13 protein-coding genes, 1 rRNA gene and 1 pseudogene are annotated in these 16,442 nt (G+C 45.9%); 6 read left to right on the top strand and 9 right to left on the bottom strand.

The annotated features are described in order from the left end of the window. Positions 1-17: 17 nt before the first annotated feature. Both EV202_RS10715 and EV202_RS10710 read left to right on the top strand, forming a co-directional pair. Complete coding sequence (locus EV202_RS10715) at positions 18-662, top strand: ATP-binding cassette domain-containing protein (protein WP_131927055.1); 645 nt, start codon at positions 18-20, stop codon at positions 660-662. 32 nt (positions 663-694) lie between these two features. Further along, positions 695-1,909: an ABC transporter permease gene (locus EV202_RS10710; RefSeq protein ID WP_131927054.1), complete on the top strand. Its 1,215-nt coding sequence runs from the start codon at positions 695-697 to the stop codon at positions 1,907-1,909. A 28-nt stretch (positions 1,910-1,937) separates the two neighbouring features. On the opposite strand, the gene EV202_RS10705 is transcribed toward EV202_RS10710, so the two are convergent. Then, positions 1,938-3,797, bottom strand: coding sequence for an SLC13 family permease (locus EV202_RS10705; protein ID WP_131927053.1), 1,860 nt, complete (start codon positions 3,795-3,797; stop codon positions 1,938-1,940). Between the two features lie 281 nt (positions 3,798-4,078). On the opposite strand from EV202_RS10705, the gene EV202_RS10700 reads away from it, so the two are divergent. Next, positions 4,079-4,390, top strand: a complete 312-nt coding sequence (locus tag EV202_RS10700) for a hypothetical protein (RefSeq protein ID WP_106069156.1) — start codon at positions 4,079-4,081, stop codon at positions 4,388-4,390. 226 nt (positions 4,391-4,616) lie between these two features. After that, positions 4,617-5,234 carry a glutathione peroxidase gene (locus tag EV202_RS10695; RefSeq protein WP_106069157.1) on the top strand — a complete coding sequence of 206 codons (618 nt, stop codon included), beginning with the start codon at positions 4,617-4,619 and terminating at the stop codon, positions 5,232-5,234. Between the two features lie 52 nt (positions 5,235-5,286). Here EV202_RS10695 and EV202_RS10690 read toward each other — a convergent pair whose 3' ends face one another. Continuing rightward, positions 5,287-5,994, bottom strand: coding sequence for a TIGR02757 family protein (locus EV202_RS10690; RefSeq protein WP_131927052.1), 708 nt, complete (start codon positions 5,992-5,994; stop codon positions 5,287-5,289). 557 nt (positions 5,995-6,551) lie between these two features. Here EV202_RS10690 and EV202_RS10685 point away from each other — a divergent pair. Then, on the top strand, positions 6,552-6,971 hold the full coding sequence (locus EV202_RS10685) for a SlyB protein (RefSeq protein WP_125239507.1): 420 nt from the start codon (positions 6,552-6,554) through the stop codon (positions 6,969-6,971). 142 nt (positions 6,972-7,113) lie between these two features. Here the strand turns inward: EV202_RS10685 and leuB are convergent, their stop codons facing one another. The 5 genes from leuB to EV202_RS10660 all read right to left on the bottom strand — a co-directional run bounded on the left by leuB (position 7,114) and on the right by EV202_RS10660 (position 13,841). Beyond that, positions 7,114-8,175 carry a 3-isopropylmalate dehydrogenase gene (gene leuB / locus EV202_RS10680; RefSeq protein WP_131927051.1) on the bottom strand — a complete coding sequence of 354 codons (1,062 nt, stop codon included), beginning with the start codon at positions 8,173-8,175 and terminating at the stop codon, positions 7,114-7,116. A 72-nt stretch (positions 8,176-8,247) separates the two neighbouring features. Continuing rightward, positions 8,248-9,795, bottom strand: coding sequence for an alpha-isopropylmalate synthase regulatory domain-containing protein (locus tag EV202_RS10675; protein WP_125239506.1), 1,548 nt, complete (start codon positions 9,793-9,795; stop codon positions 8,248-8,250). Further along, a complete protein-coding gene (gene leuD / locus EV202_RS10670; RefSeq protein WP_131751503.1) occupies positions 9,785-10,384 on the bottom strand; it encodes a 3-isopropylmalate dehydratase small subunit in 600 nt (199 codons plus the stop codon). The genes EV202_RS10675 and leuD overlap by 11 nt, the downstream gene beginning before the upstream one ends. 409 nt (positions 10,385-10,793) lie before the next feature. Further along, entirely contained in the window at positions 10,794-12,188 is a 1,395-nt protein-coding gene (gene leuC, locus EV202_RS10665) for a 3-isopropylmalate dehydratase large subunit (RefSeq protein WP_131927050.1), read from the bottom strand. A gap of 156 nt (positions 12,189-12,344) precedes the next feature. Further along, positions 12,345-13,841 (bottom strand): 2-isopropylmalate synthase, encoded by a 1,497-nt coding sequence (locus EV202_RS10660; RefSeq protein WP_131927089.1) that lies wholly within the window; start codon positions 13,839-13,841, stop codon positions 12,345-12,347. Between the two features lie 216 nt (positions 13,842-14,057). Between EV202_RS10660 and EV202_RS10655 the strand changes: the two are divergent. Beyond that, positions 14,058-15,024: pseudogene (locus EV202_RS10655) on the top strand (IS110 family RNA-guided transposase). 947 nt (positions 15,025-15,971) lie between these two features. Here EV202_RS10655 and EV202_RS10650 read toward each other — a convergent pair. Further along, positions 15,972-16,217 carry a hypothetical protein gene (locus tag EV202_RS10650; RefSeq protein WP_106070493.1) on the bottom strand — a complete coding sequence of 82 codons (246 nt, stop codon included), beginning with the start codon at positions 16,215-16,217 and terminating at the stop codon, positions 15,972-15,974. A 135-nt stretch (positions 16,218-16,352) separates the two neighbouring features. Continuing rightward, a 5S ribosomal RNA gene (gene rrf / locus EV202_RS10645) occupies positions 16,353-16,442 on the bottom strand; the annotation flags it as partial.

The raw sequence follows: 16,442 nt of genomic DNA, 5'->3' as shown, positions 1-16,442 counted from the left end.
CGAACAATATAAAAGAAATGAATAGCATTCGACTACAAAAGACGCTTCCCACGGTATTTGCCGACCGTAACACCATCACCTCGGATATATGGCATCAGGACATCACGTTCTACAAAGGAAAGCGATATCTGATAGAAGCCGCTTCCGGCACCGGTAAGTCCTCGCTTTGCAGCTACATCTACGGCTATCGTCACGACTATCAAGGCATCATCAACTTTGACGGACGGAACATACGCTCCCTTTCCGTCAACGAATGGGTAAATAGCCGCAGACAATCGCTCAGCATCCTCTTTCAGGAGTTACGTCTCTTTCCGGAACTCACGGCCTTTGAAAACGTTCAACTGAAGAACCGACTCACCGGATACAAAAAGAAAAAAGACATTCTTGTCCTCTTCGAACTTCTCGGAATTACAGACAAGATAAACGAGAAAGCCGGAAAACTCTCTTTCGGCCAGCAACAAAGAGTCGCCTTCATCCGTTGCCTCTGCCAACCTTTCGACTTCATCTTTTTAGACGAGCCTGTCAGCCATCTGGACGATGAGAACGGGACCATCATGAGCCGTATCCTTTCGGACGAGGCAGAAAAGCAGGGAGCGGGCATCCTGATAACTTCCATCGGAAAGCACTTAGTGATGGAATACGACAGCATCTTCAAATTATAATATCCCCCCACTTTCAACTTAATAAAAAGGGTATGAACAAACTTGTTTGGAAACTTCTCCGCCGGCATATCAGCATAGGTCAACTGACCGGCTTTTTCCTTGCCAATCTTTTGGGTATGACGATTGTGCTGATGAGCCTACAGTTTTACTCCGATGTACTCCCCGTCTTTACCTCCGGAGACAGCTTCATGAAGAAAGACTATATCATAGCCACAAGGAGAATCAGCGCTTTAGGTGGTATCACCGGGAAAGACAATACCTTCAGCAAGGACGACATCGAAGCGATGAAAGAACAATCTTTCACACGCAGCGTAGGCGCTTTCACTCCCTCCCTGTTCAAGGTCTCTGCCGGAGTAGGTATGCAAGAAGCCGGCATACACCTCTCCACGGAAATGTTCTTCGAATCCGTACCCGATGAATATGTCGACGTCAGTCTGGACAAATGGCACTTCGATGAGGGAAGCCATACAATCCCCATCATTATCCCCCGCAACTACCTGAACCTGTATAATTTCGGTTTCGCCCAAAGCCGGAGTTTGCCGAAACTATCCGAAGGCCTGATAAGCATGATACAAATGGACATCGTGTTGCGGGGCAATGAACAGACAGAGCAGTACAAGGGGAATATCGTCGGGTTCTCCAACCGGCTGAATACCATTCTCGTGCCACAGTCGTTCATGGATTGGGCCAACAACAGCTTCGCTCCCGGCAAAGAAGCCAAGCCGTCGCGCCTCATCGTAGAAGTGAAGAACCCCACGGACACAGCCATCAACGAATACTTCTCCGCCAACGGCTATGAAACCGAAGGTGACAACCTCGATGCCGGAAAAACCACCTACTTCCTGCGTCTCGTCACAGGCATTGTCATGGCAGTCGGGCTGTTTATCAGCATACTGTCATTCTATATCCTGATGTTGAGCATTTTCTTGCTGTTGCAAAAGAATACCGTGAAACTGGAAAACCTTCTGCTGATAGGATACAGCCCCACGCAAGTGGCCCTTCCTTACCACGTTCTGACGATAGGGTTGAATGTCGCTGTCCTGTTCCTTGCCACAGGTGGCGTAATGTGGATACGCACATATTATATCGAAAAGATTCAATCTTTCTTTCCACAGTTGGAAGAAAGTTCGTTGCTTCCCTGTCTCCTGACAGGCTTTCTCTTATTCCTTGCCGTGTCGCTGCTGAATATTCTCGCCATACGGAGAAAGATTTCCGGAATATGGAAAGGCGAGAAGAGGGAAGCTTAGCACACTATCCCTCTCAGTCCATTCAAGCTCAGAAAGGAAACAACAACGGCAGCACCAATATCATTACCACTCCCATGATAATCTGCAACGGGAGTCCCACTTTTATGTAGTCCATAAACGTGTATTGTCCTGCCGGCATCACCAAAGCATTGGGCGGTGTGGAGAACGGAGAAGCAAAACACATGCTTGCGGCAACCGTCACCGCAAACAGAAAAGGAACGGGACTCACACCAATCTGCACGGCACTTTGAAGGGCAATAGGCGCCATGAGCACGGCCGTCACCGTATTACTGATAAACATGGTCATCAAAGAGGTGGTAAAATAAATGCCTGCCAACAGCACAATAGGACCATAACTTCCCAACCCGCTCACCAGCGCATTGGATATATAAGCCGAAGCGCCGGTCTTCTCAAGGGCAAGCGACATGGGAAGCATGGCGGCAAAGAGCACAATCGTTTCCCAGTTTATCGTCTTATAGGCGGCTTCCACGTTTCGGAAACATCCTGTCAATACCATCAACAGCCCGGCTATCATTACGGCAGTCACCGGGGCTACGGGAATGAAATCGAACACCATCATCGCAACCATCAACAGCATGATAACGGCTGCTACCGGCGCTTTATAATCCAAAGTCACCTTAGCCGCTTCAGCCAAAGGCTGCCCCAATACCACCCATTCAGAGTCTTCCTTGCTTAAACGGGCAATGTCGTGCCAAGCACCCTGCACCAGCAATACGTCGCCGCTATGCATACGCTCGCGCCCCAAATCATGCAAGATGTACTCTTGCTTACGACGTATGCCCAGTACGTTCACATTGAACTTATCGCGAAATCCGGCGTCCTTCACGGTCTGGTTCACGATATTGGACGAAGGCATCAAGACTATTTCTGCAATGCCTATATCATAGAAATCGAGTGATTTGTCGGCTTTGGCTGCTTCTTCCGTCGTATGCCCGTCGAGCATTTCAAGCAGAAAGACTTCGGTAAAGCGGTTCACATTGGCAATGTCGCCCGTGATGTATAGCACATCTCCCACACTCAGGGTTGTATCGGGTGACGCCAGTTTCTGAGTCACGGTCTTCAGAAAACGGTGCTGGGAAGAATCAGCACACCGCACTTCTATGATGTTTAAATCATACTTGCGACGCACGTCCAAATCGATAATCGTCTGTCCTATCAGACGGGATTCGCTGTTGACACGCAACCGGAACAAATTGCTGGACAATCCGTATTCCTTTACCAACTGGTTGAGTGATTTTCCCGACAGCAAGCTGTCACTCTTCTTACCTTTCTTGGAAAGAAACCATTTGGTCAGAGGCAGCAATACCAATGTACCCACCGCTACACATACAATGCCCACCGGCATGAAAGAAAAGAAAGACAACGGTTCGTATCCGGCTCCGGTCAGCGTATTCTGAATAACCAAGTTCGGAGGAGTACCGATAAGCGTCATCATGCCTCCCATGCTGCTGGCGAAAGCCAAAGGCATCAACAGCCTGCCGGGGTTCATCTCTGCGCTTACAGCCAGACTGACCACAATGGGAAGCATCAGCGCCACCGTCCCCGTATTGCTGACAAAAGCTCCGATGGCCGAAGTGACCATCATAACCAGCAGAAACAGTCTTAATTCGCTTTTGCCTGCCAGCTTCAGTATATGCGAACTAATCATCTTTGCCAGTCCGGTCTGAAAAATGGCTCCGCCCACCACAAACAGTCCTACCATCATGATAACGACCGAATTTGAGAACCCCGATAAAGCCTCCTCCGGAGTCAGGATTTGAAAAACCAACAAACCGAGCAGTGCACAGAGTGCCACAATGTCCGAACGGACTTTGCCGCCAACAAAGAAAGCGGCAGAGAGAATCAGAATAATCAGTGTTACCAGCATAAGCAATAGTTCTTACGGTATAAAAATATGCAACCTAACAGTAAAAGATAAGCGCGCCGCAAATTTAAACAGAATAAATCATATTTGGGCAATTATTCCTCAATCCTGTGCCCCCTATTCCACATATTTCCACACTTTTCCAACTATCCGGCATCTACCATAGGCCATCTATCACACTGAAAAACAACAAAATAACTGATTCACTTATTTTTCGGCATCGCCTTTGCATTATAAATGCCAGAGACATTAACCTAATATATTCACTTAAAAAAATTACCATTATGAAAAAGGTATTAGTAGCATTAGCAATGATTCTGGGAATAAGTAGTTCTGTGGCATTTGCACAGGAAGTTGACAACTCTGTTGTAGCAGAAAGCCAAGTTGCACAAGACGAATTTGTAAAGATGGACCCTGCCGACTTGCCGCAAGCCGTGATGCAGACGTTGGCCAAAGACTATGAAGGAGCTTCGATAAAAGAAGCATACGTGAAAGAAAAAGATGGAGTGAAAATCTACAAAATAGTTGTTGTTGCCAAGGATGAGACGGAAACAACTATCATGCTGGATGAAAAAGGTGAAGCCGTAAAAGAATAACAGGCTTAGTGGTAAAGTACATCAATAGTACGCAAGAGGGGCTGTTCACAATGCGTAGGCAGTCTCTTTTTTGTTTCCCTGTTTGCCAAAAAAGAATAATGCTATTGTGATATTACCGCTCCGGACTTATCTTTGTCCCCGTTCATGCAATCTTCTGCATATCATGACAGAGAGAGAAAGCGCTTTGAGCATTCTCTGTTTTTACTAATTTTAAAAAGCAACGAATATGAAAAAGAAATGGTTATTTATGTTTGCGGCACTTTTGTCTCTAACCGCATCTGCACAAGAAAACATTTATGGATTTAAAGTGAAAAACGCCGAGGAGAAGGAAATCTCTTTAGATGCTTACAAAGGCAAGGTCTTGCTGATTGTCAATACGGCCACCCGTTGCGGATTCACCCCGCAGTACAACGAACTTCAAGCCATCTATGCCAAATATCGGGAGCAGGGATTCGACATTCTCGATTTTCCCTGTAACCAATTCGGAGAGCAGGCACCGGGCAGCAACGAAGAGATACACGAGTTTTGCACGTTGAACTTCAACATTCAATTTGAGCAGTTCGACAAGATAGAAGTCAACGGAGACGCGGAAATCCCCTTATATACTTATTTAAAGAAAATGCAACCGTTCAAAGGTTTCGACTTAAATGACAAGAGAGGAAAGTTCATGGACGAGATGCTGAAGAAAAAAGATGCCCGATATGCCGAAAAATCGGACATCAAATGGAACTTCACCAAATTCTTGGTCGATGCCGAAGGGAAAGTCGTGGCACGTTTTGAACCCACAGCAAGCATGGAAGAGGTAGAGAAAGCGATTGCGGCGCTCCTTCCGAATAAGCGTTGACGCCTCCCCATCATACCCCTTGCCGGAGGACGGCAGAACGTCCGGCGAGGGGCTACGACTGATTGTTTACCCCGTAACCGAACAGCGCAAAATCACCGAGGCAAGGATCATCGGGAAAAACCTCCGCCAAAGCCGCCGTAATGCGACGGGCGTTTCTCAAAGAGAAAGTATCGGTCTCGGTCAGCCCCAAGGCACAAGCCACCCGGCAAACATGCGTATCCAAAGGAACGATTAAATCCTTGCAATCAAAACTCTTCCAAAGACCGAAATCCACCTCGGAATTTTTCCGTATCATCCAGCGTAAAAACATGTTCAGCTTCTTCTGCGGACTTTTGGCGGAGACATTCAGAAAAGCGCACAACCGCTCCATCGGAGTGCCCGAATACGCGTGCAACGCATCTTCCAAACTCTCAAAAGCAGAATATGCCTTGTGCAGCCGACTGAAATAAGCATGAAAATCCGAGTAAGAAAGCATGCGATAAAAACTCCTCCTGTCTGAAGCGGGAAAATCGACTTCCCATTGACGGGCCAACACGTACCCGTAAGGAGATGCTCCGATCAGCCCATGAAGCTCGTCGGCTTTCTTCAATATCTGCCTGCGGTTTCCGAAACTCATGACGGCCGTCAGCAGACCGCTGATTTCAATATCCTGCTTCTGCAAGTAGCGGTGCGGAAACTGTACCGGGTCGTGCGGGATAAAACCGGCACAATGATAAGTTTCCGCCCACTCCAAAAGTTGTCTTTTAGTATCTTCAACCATCTTTCAAAACAATTATCTTCTTCATTCGGATTGCAAAGATATTGTAATTATAGCAACATCGGATAAATCAAGGATAAGAAACTTTTTGTTTTCCACATCTCCCCAAAAGCCTATTAATAACCATTTTTTACCATTAACCATTAGTCTTTTCCTTCGTTTCGACTTCACTGTCTACCCCTGCCAGAAGTACTTCTGAGAGGGGGTATAATCAGTCAGTGACTGAAACCATTTCAGTCACTGAGTGAAACCGTTTCAGTCGGCGACTGATTGTCGTTCAATCGGCGACTGAAACAATCTGCGCCGAGGAGCGATTGGAATTCTGGAAAAATTGTAAAATAAAAAGAACACAACTACACATATATCGGATGAATCCGGCAAGCCACTGCCCCCCTATATCCGCACCATGCATATCGGCGATCCGCTTGATTCAAATCAATAAATACTCCTTGTTTGCATTTTATCGGATAACAATCTTGTATGGGAGCCGGCAAAACAATATCTTTGCGGAGAAATAACTAAATATCAGAAAGATAGCGTAAATAAAGAACAATACACGTATGAAGAATTTATTATTGGCAGTAATGCTGCTCTTTTCATTGAGCACAGTGTGCATTGCAGGCAACGACCCCGAAGTGGAGCGTTTAAAGGCACAACAAGAGGTATTGAAGCTGAATGAGCAACTAACTAAGCTGAAAATAGCCTACGAGAAAGCCACCTCAGAAACAAGTGAACTGAAGAAAAAGGCAATGAAAGCCAACTCGAATGTCGACACATCTACCCCTAAACTCTCGACAGCCGATGCTGCCGCAACCGCAAAAGATGCAAAAGCACGGGCCAAAGCCTTGAAAAAAGTGAAAGCCGCCAACGATAAGCTGGCGAAAAACCAAAAAGAGATTGCCAATCTGGAAAAAAAAATGCAGAAAGTACAAAGCCGTCTGGACAAGCTGAGCAAGAAAATAGAATTTGTGAACCAATAAACGGCAAGTCTCCTTTTTTAGAAGAGAGGAAGAAGCCCTGAGCACCGTTGTATTTTTCAGGCACGAACATCGCAGACTTTTACGGATTTCAGTTCAAAGAAACCGTGAAGAATTGCGAAGTTCGTGCCTGATGTGATTTTTATCAGCAAGCATTGATGGCATCAACAATCCATGCCCCTACTTCCTTCGTGCCGTATTTCGCACCACCCTCCACCTGAATCTCCGGAGTGCGGACATCAGCCTCAAGAGAAGCATCGACAACCTTACGAATCAATGCTCCTTCTTCTTTCAAGTCGAAGTACTCGAACAACATGGCTACCGAAAGAATCTGCGCCAACGGATTGGCGATGTTCAGCCCCTTGGCTTGCGGCCAAGAGCCATGAATCGGTTCGAACACCGGTGTGCTTTCGCCGGTAGAGGCGGAAGGGAGCAACCCCATGGAACCGCTGATACAAGAACCTTCGTCCGTCAGGATATCGCCAAAAGTATTCTCCGTTACCATCACGTCAAAAAACTTAGGTTCCTGAATCATACGCATGGCAGCATTGTCCACATACATATAATCGGTAGTCACTTCGGGATAAAGGGGGGCCATTTCCTGGGCAATCTGTCGCCACAACCGGGAAGAAGCCAGCACGTTGGCCTTATCCACCACCGTGAGGTGCTTGCGGCGCTTCATGGCATACTCAAACCCTACCTTCAAAATACGCTCAATTTCAGAACGGGTGTACATGTTCGTGTCATACGCCTTGTCGTTGTCCTGATACTTTTCGCCGAAATACATACCGCCCGTCAGCTCACGGATGCACAGGAAATCTGCCCTGTCCACCAGTTCCGCACGAAGCGGGGATTTATGAAGCAGGCACTTGAAGGTCTGCACCGGACGGATGTTGGCAAACAAGCCCAGTTTCTTGCGCATAGCCAGCAGCCCCTGTTCGGGACGTACTTTTGCCGTAGGGTCATTGTCGAACTTCGGGTCGCCCACAGCCGAAAAAAGTACGGCATCCGCATTCTTACAAGCCTCATAAGTAGCTTCGGGAAAAGGGTCACCTACTTTGTCTATGGCATCTGCACCACAGATGGCATATTCATAACTCACTTTGTGTCCGAATTTCTCGCACACGGCAGTCATTACATCCACACCTACGGCGGAAATCTCAGGGCCGATACCATCACCGGCCAATACGGCAATTTTAAACTCCATTGTTTCTTCTATCTAAATCGTTTTTATTCCTTATAATAACTCGTGTTTTGGAGACAGATACATTACAGCCCCCTACCCCTTCTTTTCATACTCGCCCTCTATAATGTTCAGCATCTTCACCGTTGCTTTGATGGCAGCTTCCGTCTGGTCGGCATCAAGACCGCGCGTGCGAAACATCTTGTCTTCAAAACTCCATGTGATGACCGTCTGCACAAAGGCATCGGTGCGCCCGCCGGGAGGAATGGTTACGGCATAGTTCGTCAGCATCGGAAATTTACGTCCCAACGTCACCTTATATATCTTGCGCAACGCACGCACAAAAGCGTCGTATTGTCCGTCTCCACTGGAGCTTTCTTCGTATTCCTTGCCGTTGATTTCTATTTTCAGCGTGGCCATCGGCTTCAATCCATAGGCCAGATTCACGATATAGCTCTTCAGGCTGACACGTTCTTCCACCACTCCATGCTTCAAAACATCCGAGACGATGTAAGGCAAGTCTTCCTGTGTCACTAATTCTTTCTTGTCGCCCAGTTCAATGATGCGTTCAGTGACTTTGCGCATGGCCTCCTCGTCCAGTTGCAAGCCCAAGTCTTCCAGATTCTTCCGTATATTGGCTTTACCGCTGTTCTTGCCCAGAGCATATTCACGCTTACGGCCGAAACGTTCGGGCAACAGGTCGTTGCAATAAAGGTTGCTTTTGTTGTCACCGTCGGCATGAACTCCCGCCACCTGCGTAAACACGTTCTCACCCACAATCGGCTTATTGGCCGGAATAACGATGCCCGAATAGGATTCCACCACACGGCTCACATCGTTCAGACGGTTCTCGTCAATGTTGGTCACCGCACTGAAATGGTCCTTCAGGATGGCCTGCACACTGGCAAGCGGAGCATTCCCGGCCCGTTCGCCCAGACCGTTGATGGTGGTATGCAGCCCCTTGCAGCCGCTCAACACGGCGGCAAGTACATTACTCACGGCAAGATCGTAATCATTGTGCGCATGGAAATCGAAATGAGCATACGGATAACGCTTCACCATCTTGCGCATAAACTCAATGACCTGCAACGGATTCAGTATACCGAGTGTATCGGGCAACATATAGCGTTTTATATTGGTCTGAATCAAAGCTTCCATCAATTGGAAAACATATTCGGGAGAGTCTTTCATGCCATTGCTCCAATCTTCCAGATATACATTCACTTCCATGTCCCGCTTGTTCGCATAGCTCACCACGGCCAGAATGTCTTCAATATGTTCCTCCGGACTTTTCTTCAACTGACACATGCAATGCTTCAACGAACCCTTGCATAACAGATTAATGACACGGCAACCGGTAGCATGTATCCAGTCTACCGAGGTGTGCCCATCCACAAAGCCAAGTACTTCTACCTTCGGCAACAGATTGCGACGAGCTGCCCAGTCGCAAATCATCTTCACCGCCTGGAACTCTCCATCGGACACTCTTGCAGAAGCTACCTCTACCCTGTCCACCTTCAACTCTTCCAGCAGCAGACGGGCAATCATCAACTTCTCATGGGGCACAAAAGATACTCCGCTGGTCTGTTCGCCGTCACGAAGTGTGGTGTCCATGATTTCTATCTTCGGATAATCATGCTTCATTTTTATTCTCCCAAGCTTCTATCTTATCTTTATTTCCCACTAAAAAATCTATGTCGTCCAATCCATGCATCAGACAATGCTTCTTGTAAGCGTTAATCTCAAAACGTTCGCTCTTGCCTGTTGCCTTATTGGTGATGGTTTGTTCGGGCAAGTTCACTTCGACCTGCACTTTAGGATTGGCGAATATGGAGTCGAACAGTTCTTTCAAGAACGGCTCGCTCACTACCACCGGAAGCACGAAATTGTTCAACTCGTTGTTTTTATGGATATCCGCAAAGAAGCTGGACACCACCACACGGAAACCGTAACCGGCAATGGCCCAAGCCGCATGCTCACGACTGGAGCCTGAACCGAAGTTTTTTCCTGCCACCAGAATCTGCCCGCCATAAGCAGGATTGTTCAACACAAAATCTTTATTCAGAGAACCGTCCGGATTATAACGCCAATCACGGAACAGATTGTCTCCGAAGAATTTCTCCTCGCGGGTAGTGGCTTTCAGAAAACGCGCCGGGATTATCTGATCCGTATCGACATTCTCTAATGGAAGGGGCACGCAAGTACTGGTGATGATATTGAATTTCTGTTTCATCTCTCTATCTGCAATTTAAGTAAATGTACAAATCAATTTTTATGTTTCAATCATTTTGTTTTCATGACAACTCCGCATCCGCGATCCGGCTTCAGCCATACGTGCGAATCGTCTGCTTAACAGGAGTTCGATATAAGAAAAGAAGCAGACGGGACATCGTCCGAAAGATGATGAGACCTGCTTGAAAACATTCTCCCCTAACGGAAGAAATCTACTTATAAAGCACTTATATATAATTATCGCGCCTTTATATGTAAATATAAAGCCCTTATATGAAGTTTTCTCCCTAATCTCTTTCCGTCTTAGATAAGGCAAAGACAGGTTTTTATACGCCGATGAAAGGCTTTTTCTTGTACGGATGCAGTCCATATCCAACACGTTATATCGAATTCAGATTACTACTCAGCAATCAAAAGAGTTCTCTCGGGTCGGTAATAACCCCTGTCACCGCAGCAGCGGCAGCCACCATCGGGCTGGCAAGCAACGTTCTGGAACCCGGGCCTTGACGTCCTTCAAAATTACGATTGCTGGTAGATACCGCATATTTGCCGGCAGGAACTTTGTCGTCATTCATAGCCAGACAAGCGGAACACCCCGGTTGTCGGATGGCAAACCCGGCTTCTTTCAGAATCTTGTCCAACCCTTCTTCACGAATCTGCGCGTCTACCATCCATGAACCGGGCACCAACCATGCCACCACACCGTCGGCTTTCTTACGCCCCCTCACAATGGAAGCGAATGCACGGAAATCTTCAATGCGGCCGTTGGTACAAGCGCCCAAAAACACATAGTCAATCTTCTTACCCAGCAAAGGCTCTCCCGGTTGAAATCCCATATAATCCAATGACTTCTCAAACGAAGTCCGGGAGGCTTCATCCATGCCCTCGGTGGTAGGGATGGAATTTGTAATACCCATGCCCATACCCGGATTAGTGCCGTAGGTAATCATCGGTTCAATGTCCTCGGCAGCAAAGCGTACTTCCTTATCGAACACTGCATTTTCGTCACTCTTCAATGTTTTCCAATAAGCCAGCGACGTATTCCATGCTTCACCTATCGGCGCATACTCTCTTCCTTTGATATACTCAAAAGTGGTTTCATCCGGAGCAATCATACCACCGCGTGCCCCCATCTCTATGCTCAGGTTACACAAAGTCAACCGGCCTTCCATTGTCAGACTGCGCACGGCTTCTCCGGCATACTCTACAAAATATCCTGTGGCACCGCTGGTTGTCATTTTCGACATCATGTACAAAGCCATATCTTTTGCCATCACTCCTTTTCCAAGCTTACCATCAATCGTGATACGCATCGTCTTTGGGCGTGTTTGGAGAATGCACTGCGAAGCCATCACCATTTCCACCTCACTCGTTCCGATGCCAAATGCCACTGCGCCCATTGCGCCGTGAGTCGATGTATGCGAGTCACCGCAGACAATGGTCATACCCGGCAAAGTCAGTCCTCGTTCCGGACCTACCACATGGATGATACCGTTTTTCTCGTCCATCATGCCAAAATAAGTGAGGCCGAAGTCTTTCGCATTCTTGGCCAATGTGTCCACCTGAGTCCTTGAGATGGCATCCTCAATAGGTTTGTCCTGATCGTGCGTCGGAGTATTGTGATCAGGCATGCAGAATATCTTCTCCGGACGAAAACATTTAATGCCGCGTTCGCGCAAGCCTGAAAAGGCCTGCGGGCTGGTGACTTCGTGACAGTAAAGCCTATCTATATAAAGTTGTGTGGGACCGTCTTTCACTTCCTGCACAATGTGTGCATCCCAAATCTTATCAAATAATGTATTCATCTGTTCATTTACTATTTAGCTATTTTCTTCTCAAAATCGATTTTGAATTTATCTCTGCTTCTAAAAGAACGTTTAACCTTTGCCGGATATTTTCTGAATCTTCGTGAAATCATCCCTCCATTCTTACTCAATAAATCTTTCAACCATAAGGTCGTTTTACATCTTAAACTTATTGATACAATCAATATAAGCTTCAACAGAAGCGGCTATAATATCGGTATTGGCACCGAATCCATAATAAACATGATTATCATATTCCACCTGCATGTGCACCTTACCCATATCATCGCTACCCTTACTGATGGCCTGAATCGTAAATTCTTTCAATGTCATGTGGCGGTTGATTATTTTCTTCAGAGCCTTGATGGCAGCATCTACCGGACCATTCCCACTGGCTGCAGCTTCGAACTTTTCACCGGATATACTCAATCCCAAGCTGGCAACCGAACGTACCCCTACCCCACTGGTCACTTGCAAATACTCCAACTTAATGCGGTGGTGTTGCGAACGGTCTGCTCCTGCCAATACCAAAATATCATCGTCATTGATATCTTTCTTTTTATCTGCAAGCTTCAAGAACTCATCATATATTTCGTTCAGTTTATCCTGCGTAGGATTCACTCCCAATGCAGACAAACGATTTTTCAATGCGGCGCGGCCACTACGTGCAGTCAGTACGATGGAATTATCATCAATCCCCACATCACGCGGGTTGATAATTTCATAGGTCTGTACATTTTTCAACACACCATCCTGATGAATGCCCGAAGAATGGGCAAAAGCGTTACGACCTACAATCGCTTTATTAGGTTGTACAGGCATATTCATCAAGCTGGATACCATCCGGCTGGTCGGATAAATTTTCTGGGTATTGATATTGGTTTCAATATCAATATCGTTATGACACTTGATTATCATCGCAACCTCTTCAAGAGAAGTGTTCCCTGCACGCTCTCCTATACCGTTAACGGTCACTTCCACCTGACGAGCACCATTCTGCACACCGGCCATCGTATTTGCCGTAGCCATACCCAAATCGTTATGACAATGGGTAGAGAGGATGGCATTATGTATACCGTCAACATGTTCCATCAGATATTTTATTTTTGCACCATACTCAGAAGGCAAACAATAGCCCGTTGTATCAGGGATATTCACTACCGTAGCACCCGCCTTGATTACAGCTTCTACCACACGTGCCAAATATTCGTTATCCGTGCGCCCGGCATCTTCGGCATAAAACTCCACATCATCCACATATTTGCGAGCATACTTCACGGCAGCTACCGCACGTTCTATAATTTCCTCACGATTAGAATTGAATTTATACTTGATATGCGAATCGGATGTACCAATCCCCGTATGAATACGCTTACGCTTAGCAAACTGCAAAGCCTCTGCCGCTACGTCAATATCTCTTTGAACGGCACGTGTCAAGGCACAAATAGCGGGCCATGTCACAGCCTTTGATATTTCAATCACCGAATTGAAATCCCCCGGGCTCGAAACAGGAAATCCCGCTTCAATCACATCCACTCCCAGCAGTTCCAATTGCTTTGCCACTTGTATCTTTTCTACAGTGTTCAATTGACAACCGGGAACCTGCTCACCATCGCGAAGCGTTGTGTCGAAAATAAACAATCTGTCACTCATCATTTAATTGTATTTGATTCATTATATATTATTTTTCGTTATACTTTTGCATAAAGTTTCAACATCAGAGTGTGGAATAAGGCCGATGTTTCATTAGTCATAAAGACTGTAGAATATGTTTCACCTCCACACTCTTACATCAGAAACCGGATAGTTCAATGGGCTGTAATGATGGCTCACGATGTAATGATGTTGTTTTATTTAAAGTTTTAGACTATGACCTACGTTGGAATCGATGTCAGCAAGGCGACTTTCGTTGTCGCTTATTCGTCCGCCAAGACAGGCAGGACAAAAACATTTAAAAACACAGTAAAAGGTGTACATGAGTTTATACAGGCCGTTTCAGCGGCAGAACACCATTGCGTTTTGGAAGCAACAGGCAATTATAGTGCGTTGCTCGTCTATCTGCTTTCCGAAGCCGGGATAACCGTCAGCCTTGAGAATCCGCTGAAGATAAAGAATTTCGCCCGAGCCATGCTCTCCGTCACCAAGACGGACGAGATTGATGCTCGTCTGACAGCCCTGTACGGGGAGCGGATGCAACCGACTCCTTACAAGCTGAGCAGCGATTCAATACTCATCCTGAAGCAGAAGCGCACGGTACTGCGGCAACTCAAGAAGCAACTCGTGGCAACACGTAACCTAAGAGGCTCACTTGAAATCCTTCCTTCTTTCGACCCTGAATGCAAGAAAACCATCGAAAAGACGATTACTTTCCTGGAGAAGCAGATCAAGGCAATGGAAGAGACGATTGCTTCCTTGGCACAAGGTGAGTACAAGAAGCAGATGGACCTGCTCACCTCCATCAAGGGTATCGGTGCCACATTGGCAGCGGCACTCATTGTAGCCACCGGTGGGTTTTACCTACTTTGATAACGCCAAGCAACTTTCCCGTTATCTGGGCTTATCGCCTACTTACCAACAATCCGGTACGTCAGTCAATGTCAAAGGTCACATCAACCGAAACGGGGATTCAAACCTCAGAAGCCAACTCTATGTGGCGGCATTCTCATCACTCAGGTGCAATTCCGAGTGCAAGGCGTGTTTCGACCGTTTGCGGTCTAACGGCAAGCCCGGTAAGGTGGCGGTCGTTGCGGTCGCCAACAAACTTCTAAGGCAAGCCTTTGCAGTGGTCACGCAAGGGAAACCGTATGTCGATGGGTTCAAGTCCGAAAGACCATAAATACTCATCTGCGGAGGAAACGCCATGCGGCAAGGGGCTGAGCAGGCAGCCCCGACGAGCTTTCCATGCACGATAACCTGTATAAACATGCTAATTATCGTTAACCGTATTCAATTTTCTTATTATAGTTCATATTCTATATATAAAAAAGCCTTTCACACATGGAAGTGAGAAAGGCTTTCGTATTTCATTAAATCTTCTATATATTCATGCACAGTACCCACTTCCACTAAACATAGCTAGCAGAATAATAATACCACACAGTAGAATATATATAAAGTTCTGATTCATTCCGTTCTTTTTTATTTTAATGCCACAAAGGTATATATTATTTCGAAGCATGCAAACAATTCTCTTTCTTTTTCTTTTAAAAGTATCATTTTATAACTCATAAAATGATAATTAATCAAATATATCACAATAAAAGAATCTAAAACGTTCCAACCGGCTATTTACAATTCCTCCAACCTAATCAAACGACTCTTTCAAAACTTTGTATCCAAGAATGAGACATAATGCATCTCAAAAGTGTGACTCATACTTCCTTAAATGCAAAGTCATCTCCCTTCAAATGCAGCATGAACTTCTCTTCAGTGTTCTTGTACAAAGTAAGATTAAAAATATAAGTGAAAAAGAATACCTGCTATAGCATAGTGGGACACTTGTAAACTCCCCATAGAGGTACTTTGAATTATCTATTAAAGAGGGCAAAAATAGTGCTTTAAAAAGTGGATGAGATTCCTTTTTTGATATCGTTTTTATTAGCAATAAAAATTAATCACAATGGGAATAGCACAAGTATTAACATCAAGCACGGATTTCACGGACTAACCTGTTTATCATTAAAACGGTAAGTTCCATAAAATCCGTACCTTCAGAAAGAAATCACAAGAGAAATACTTTACCGCATCTCTCCCGTGATTTATCTATTCGATGCAAATTCACATTTACTTCTTATCACATGCTTTATCGCATTCTTTCTTGTCGCATGGCTTATCACAAGCCTTTTCACATTTTGCACTGTCACCTTCTGTTTTACAACAAGCCTTGGTAGAATCACATACTTGTTCTGTTTTTGCCGCGCAACAAGAGTCAGTATCAGAGGCATTAGATTCAGCCTTTTTATTCCCACAAGATGTCACAACAAAAGAAAATGCCACTGCCGCAGCAGCCAATAAAATTTTAGTTTTCATACTCTCAATTTGCTTTAAAATATTAATAATAAAAAGTTCGGCGGCAAATATAAATAAATTTCCCGAACTATCCAAAAGGCACAAAAGCAGAAAGCCCCTCCATCCGTTCCCGGATGGAGGGGCCACTTCAAAAAAAGACGGCGGCTACCTACTCTCCCACTGTTACGCAGTACCATCGGCGTGACCGGGCTTAACTTCTCTGTTCGGAATGGAAAGAGGTGGAAC

The sequence above is a fragment of the Prevotella heparinolytica genome (assembly GCF_004342845.1).
GTDB lineage: Bacteria > Bacteroidota > Bacteroidia > Bacteroidales > Bacteroidaceae > Bacteroides > Bacteroides heparinolyticus.
The sequence above is the reverse complement of the archived record's forward strand: the minus strand, read 5'-3'. Positions and strand labels throughout refer to the sequence as shown.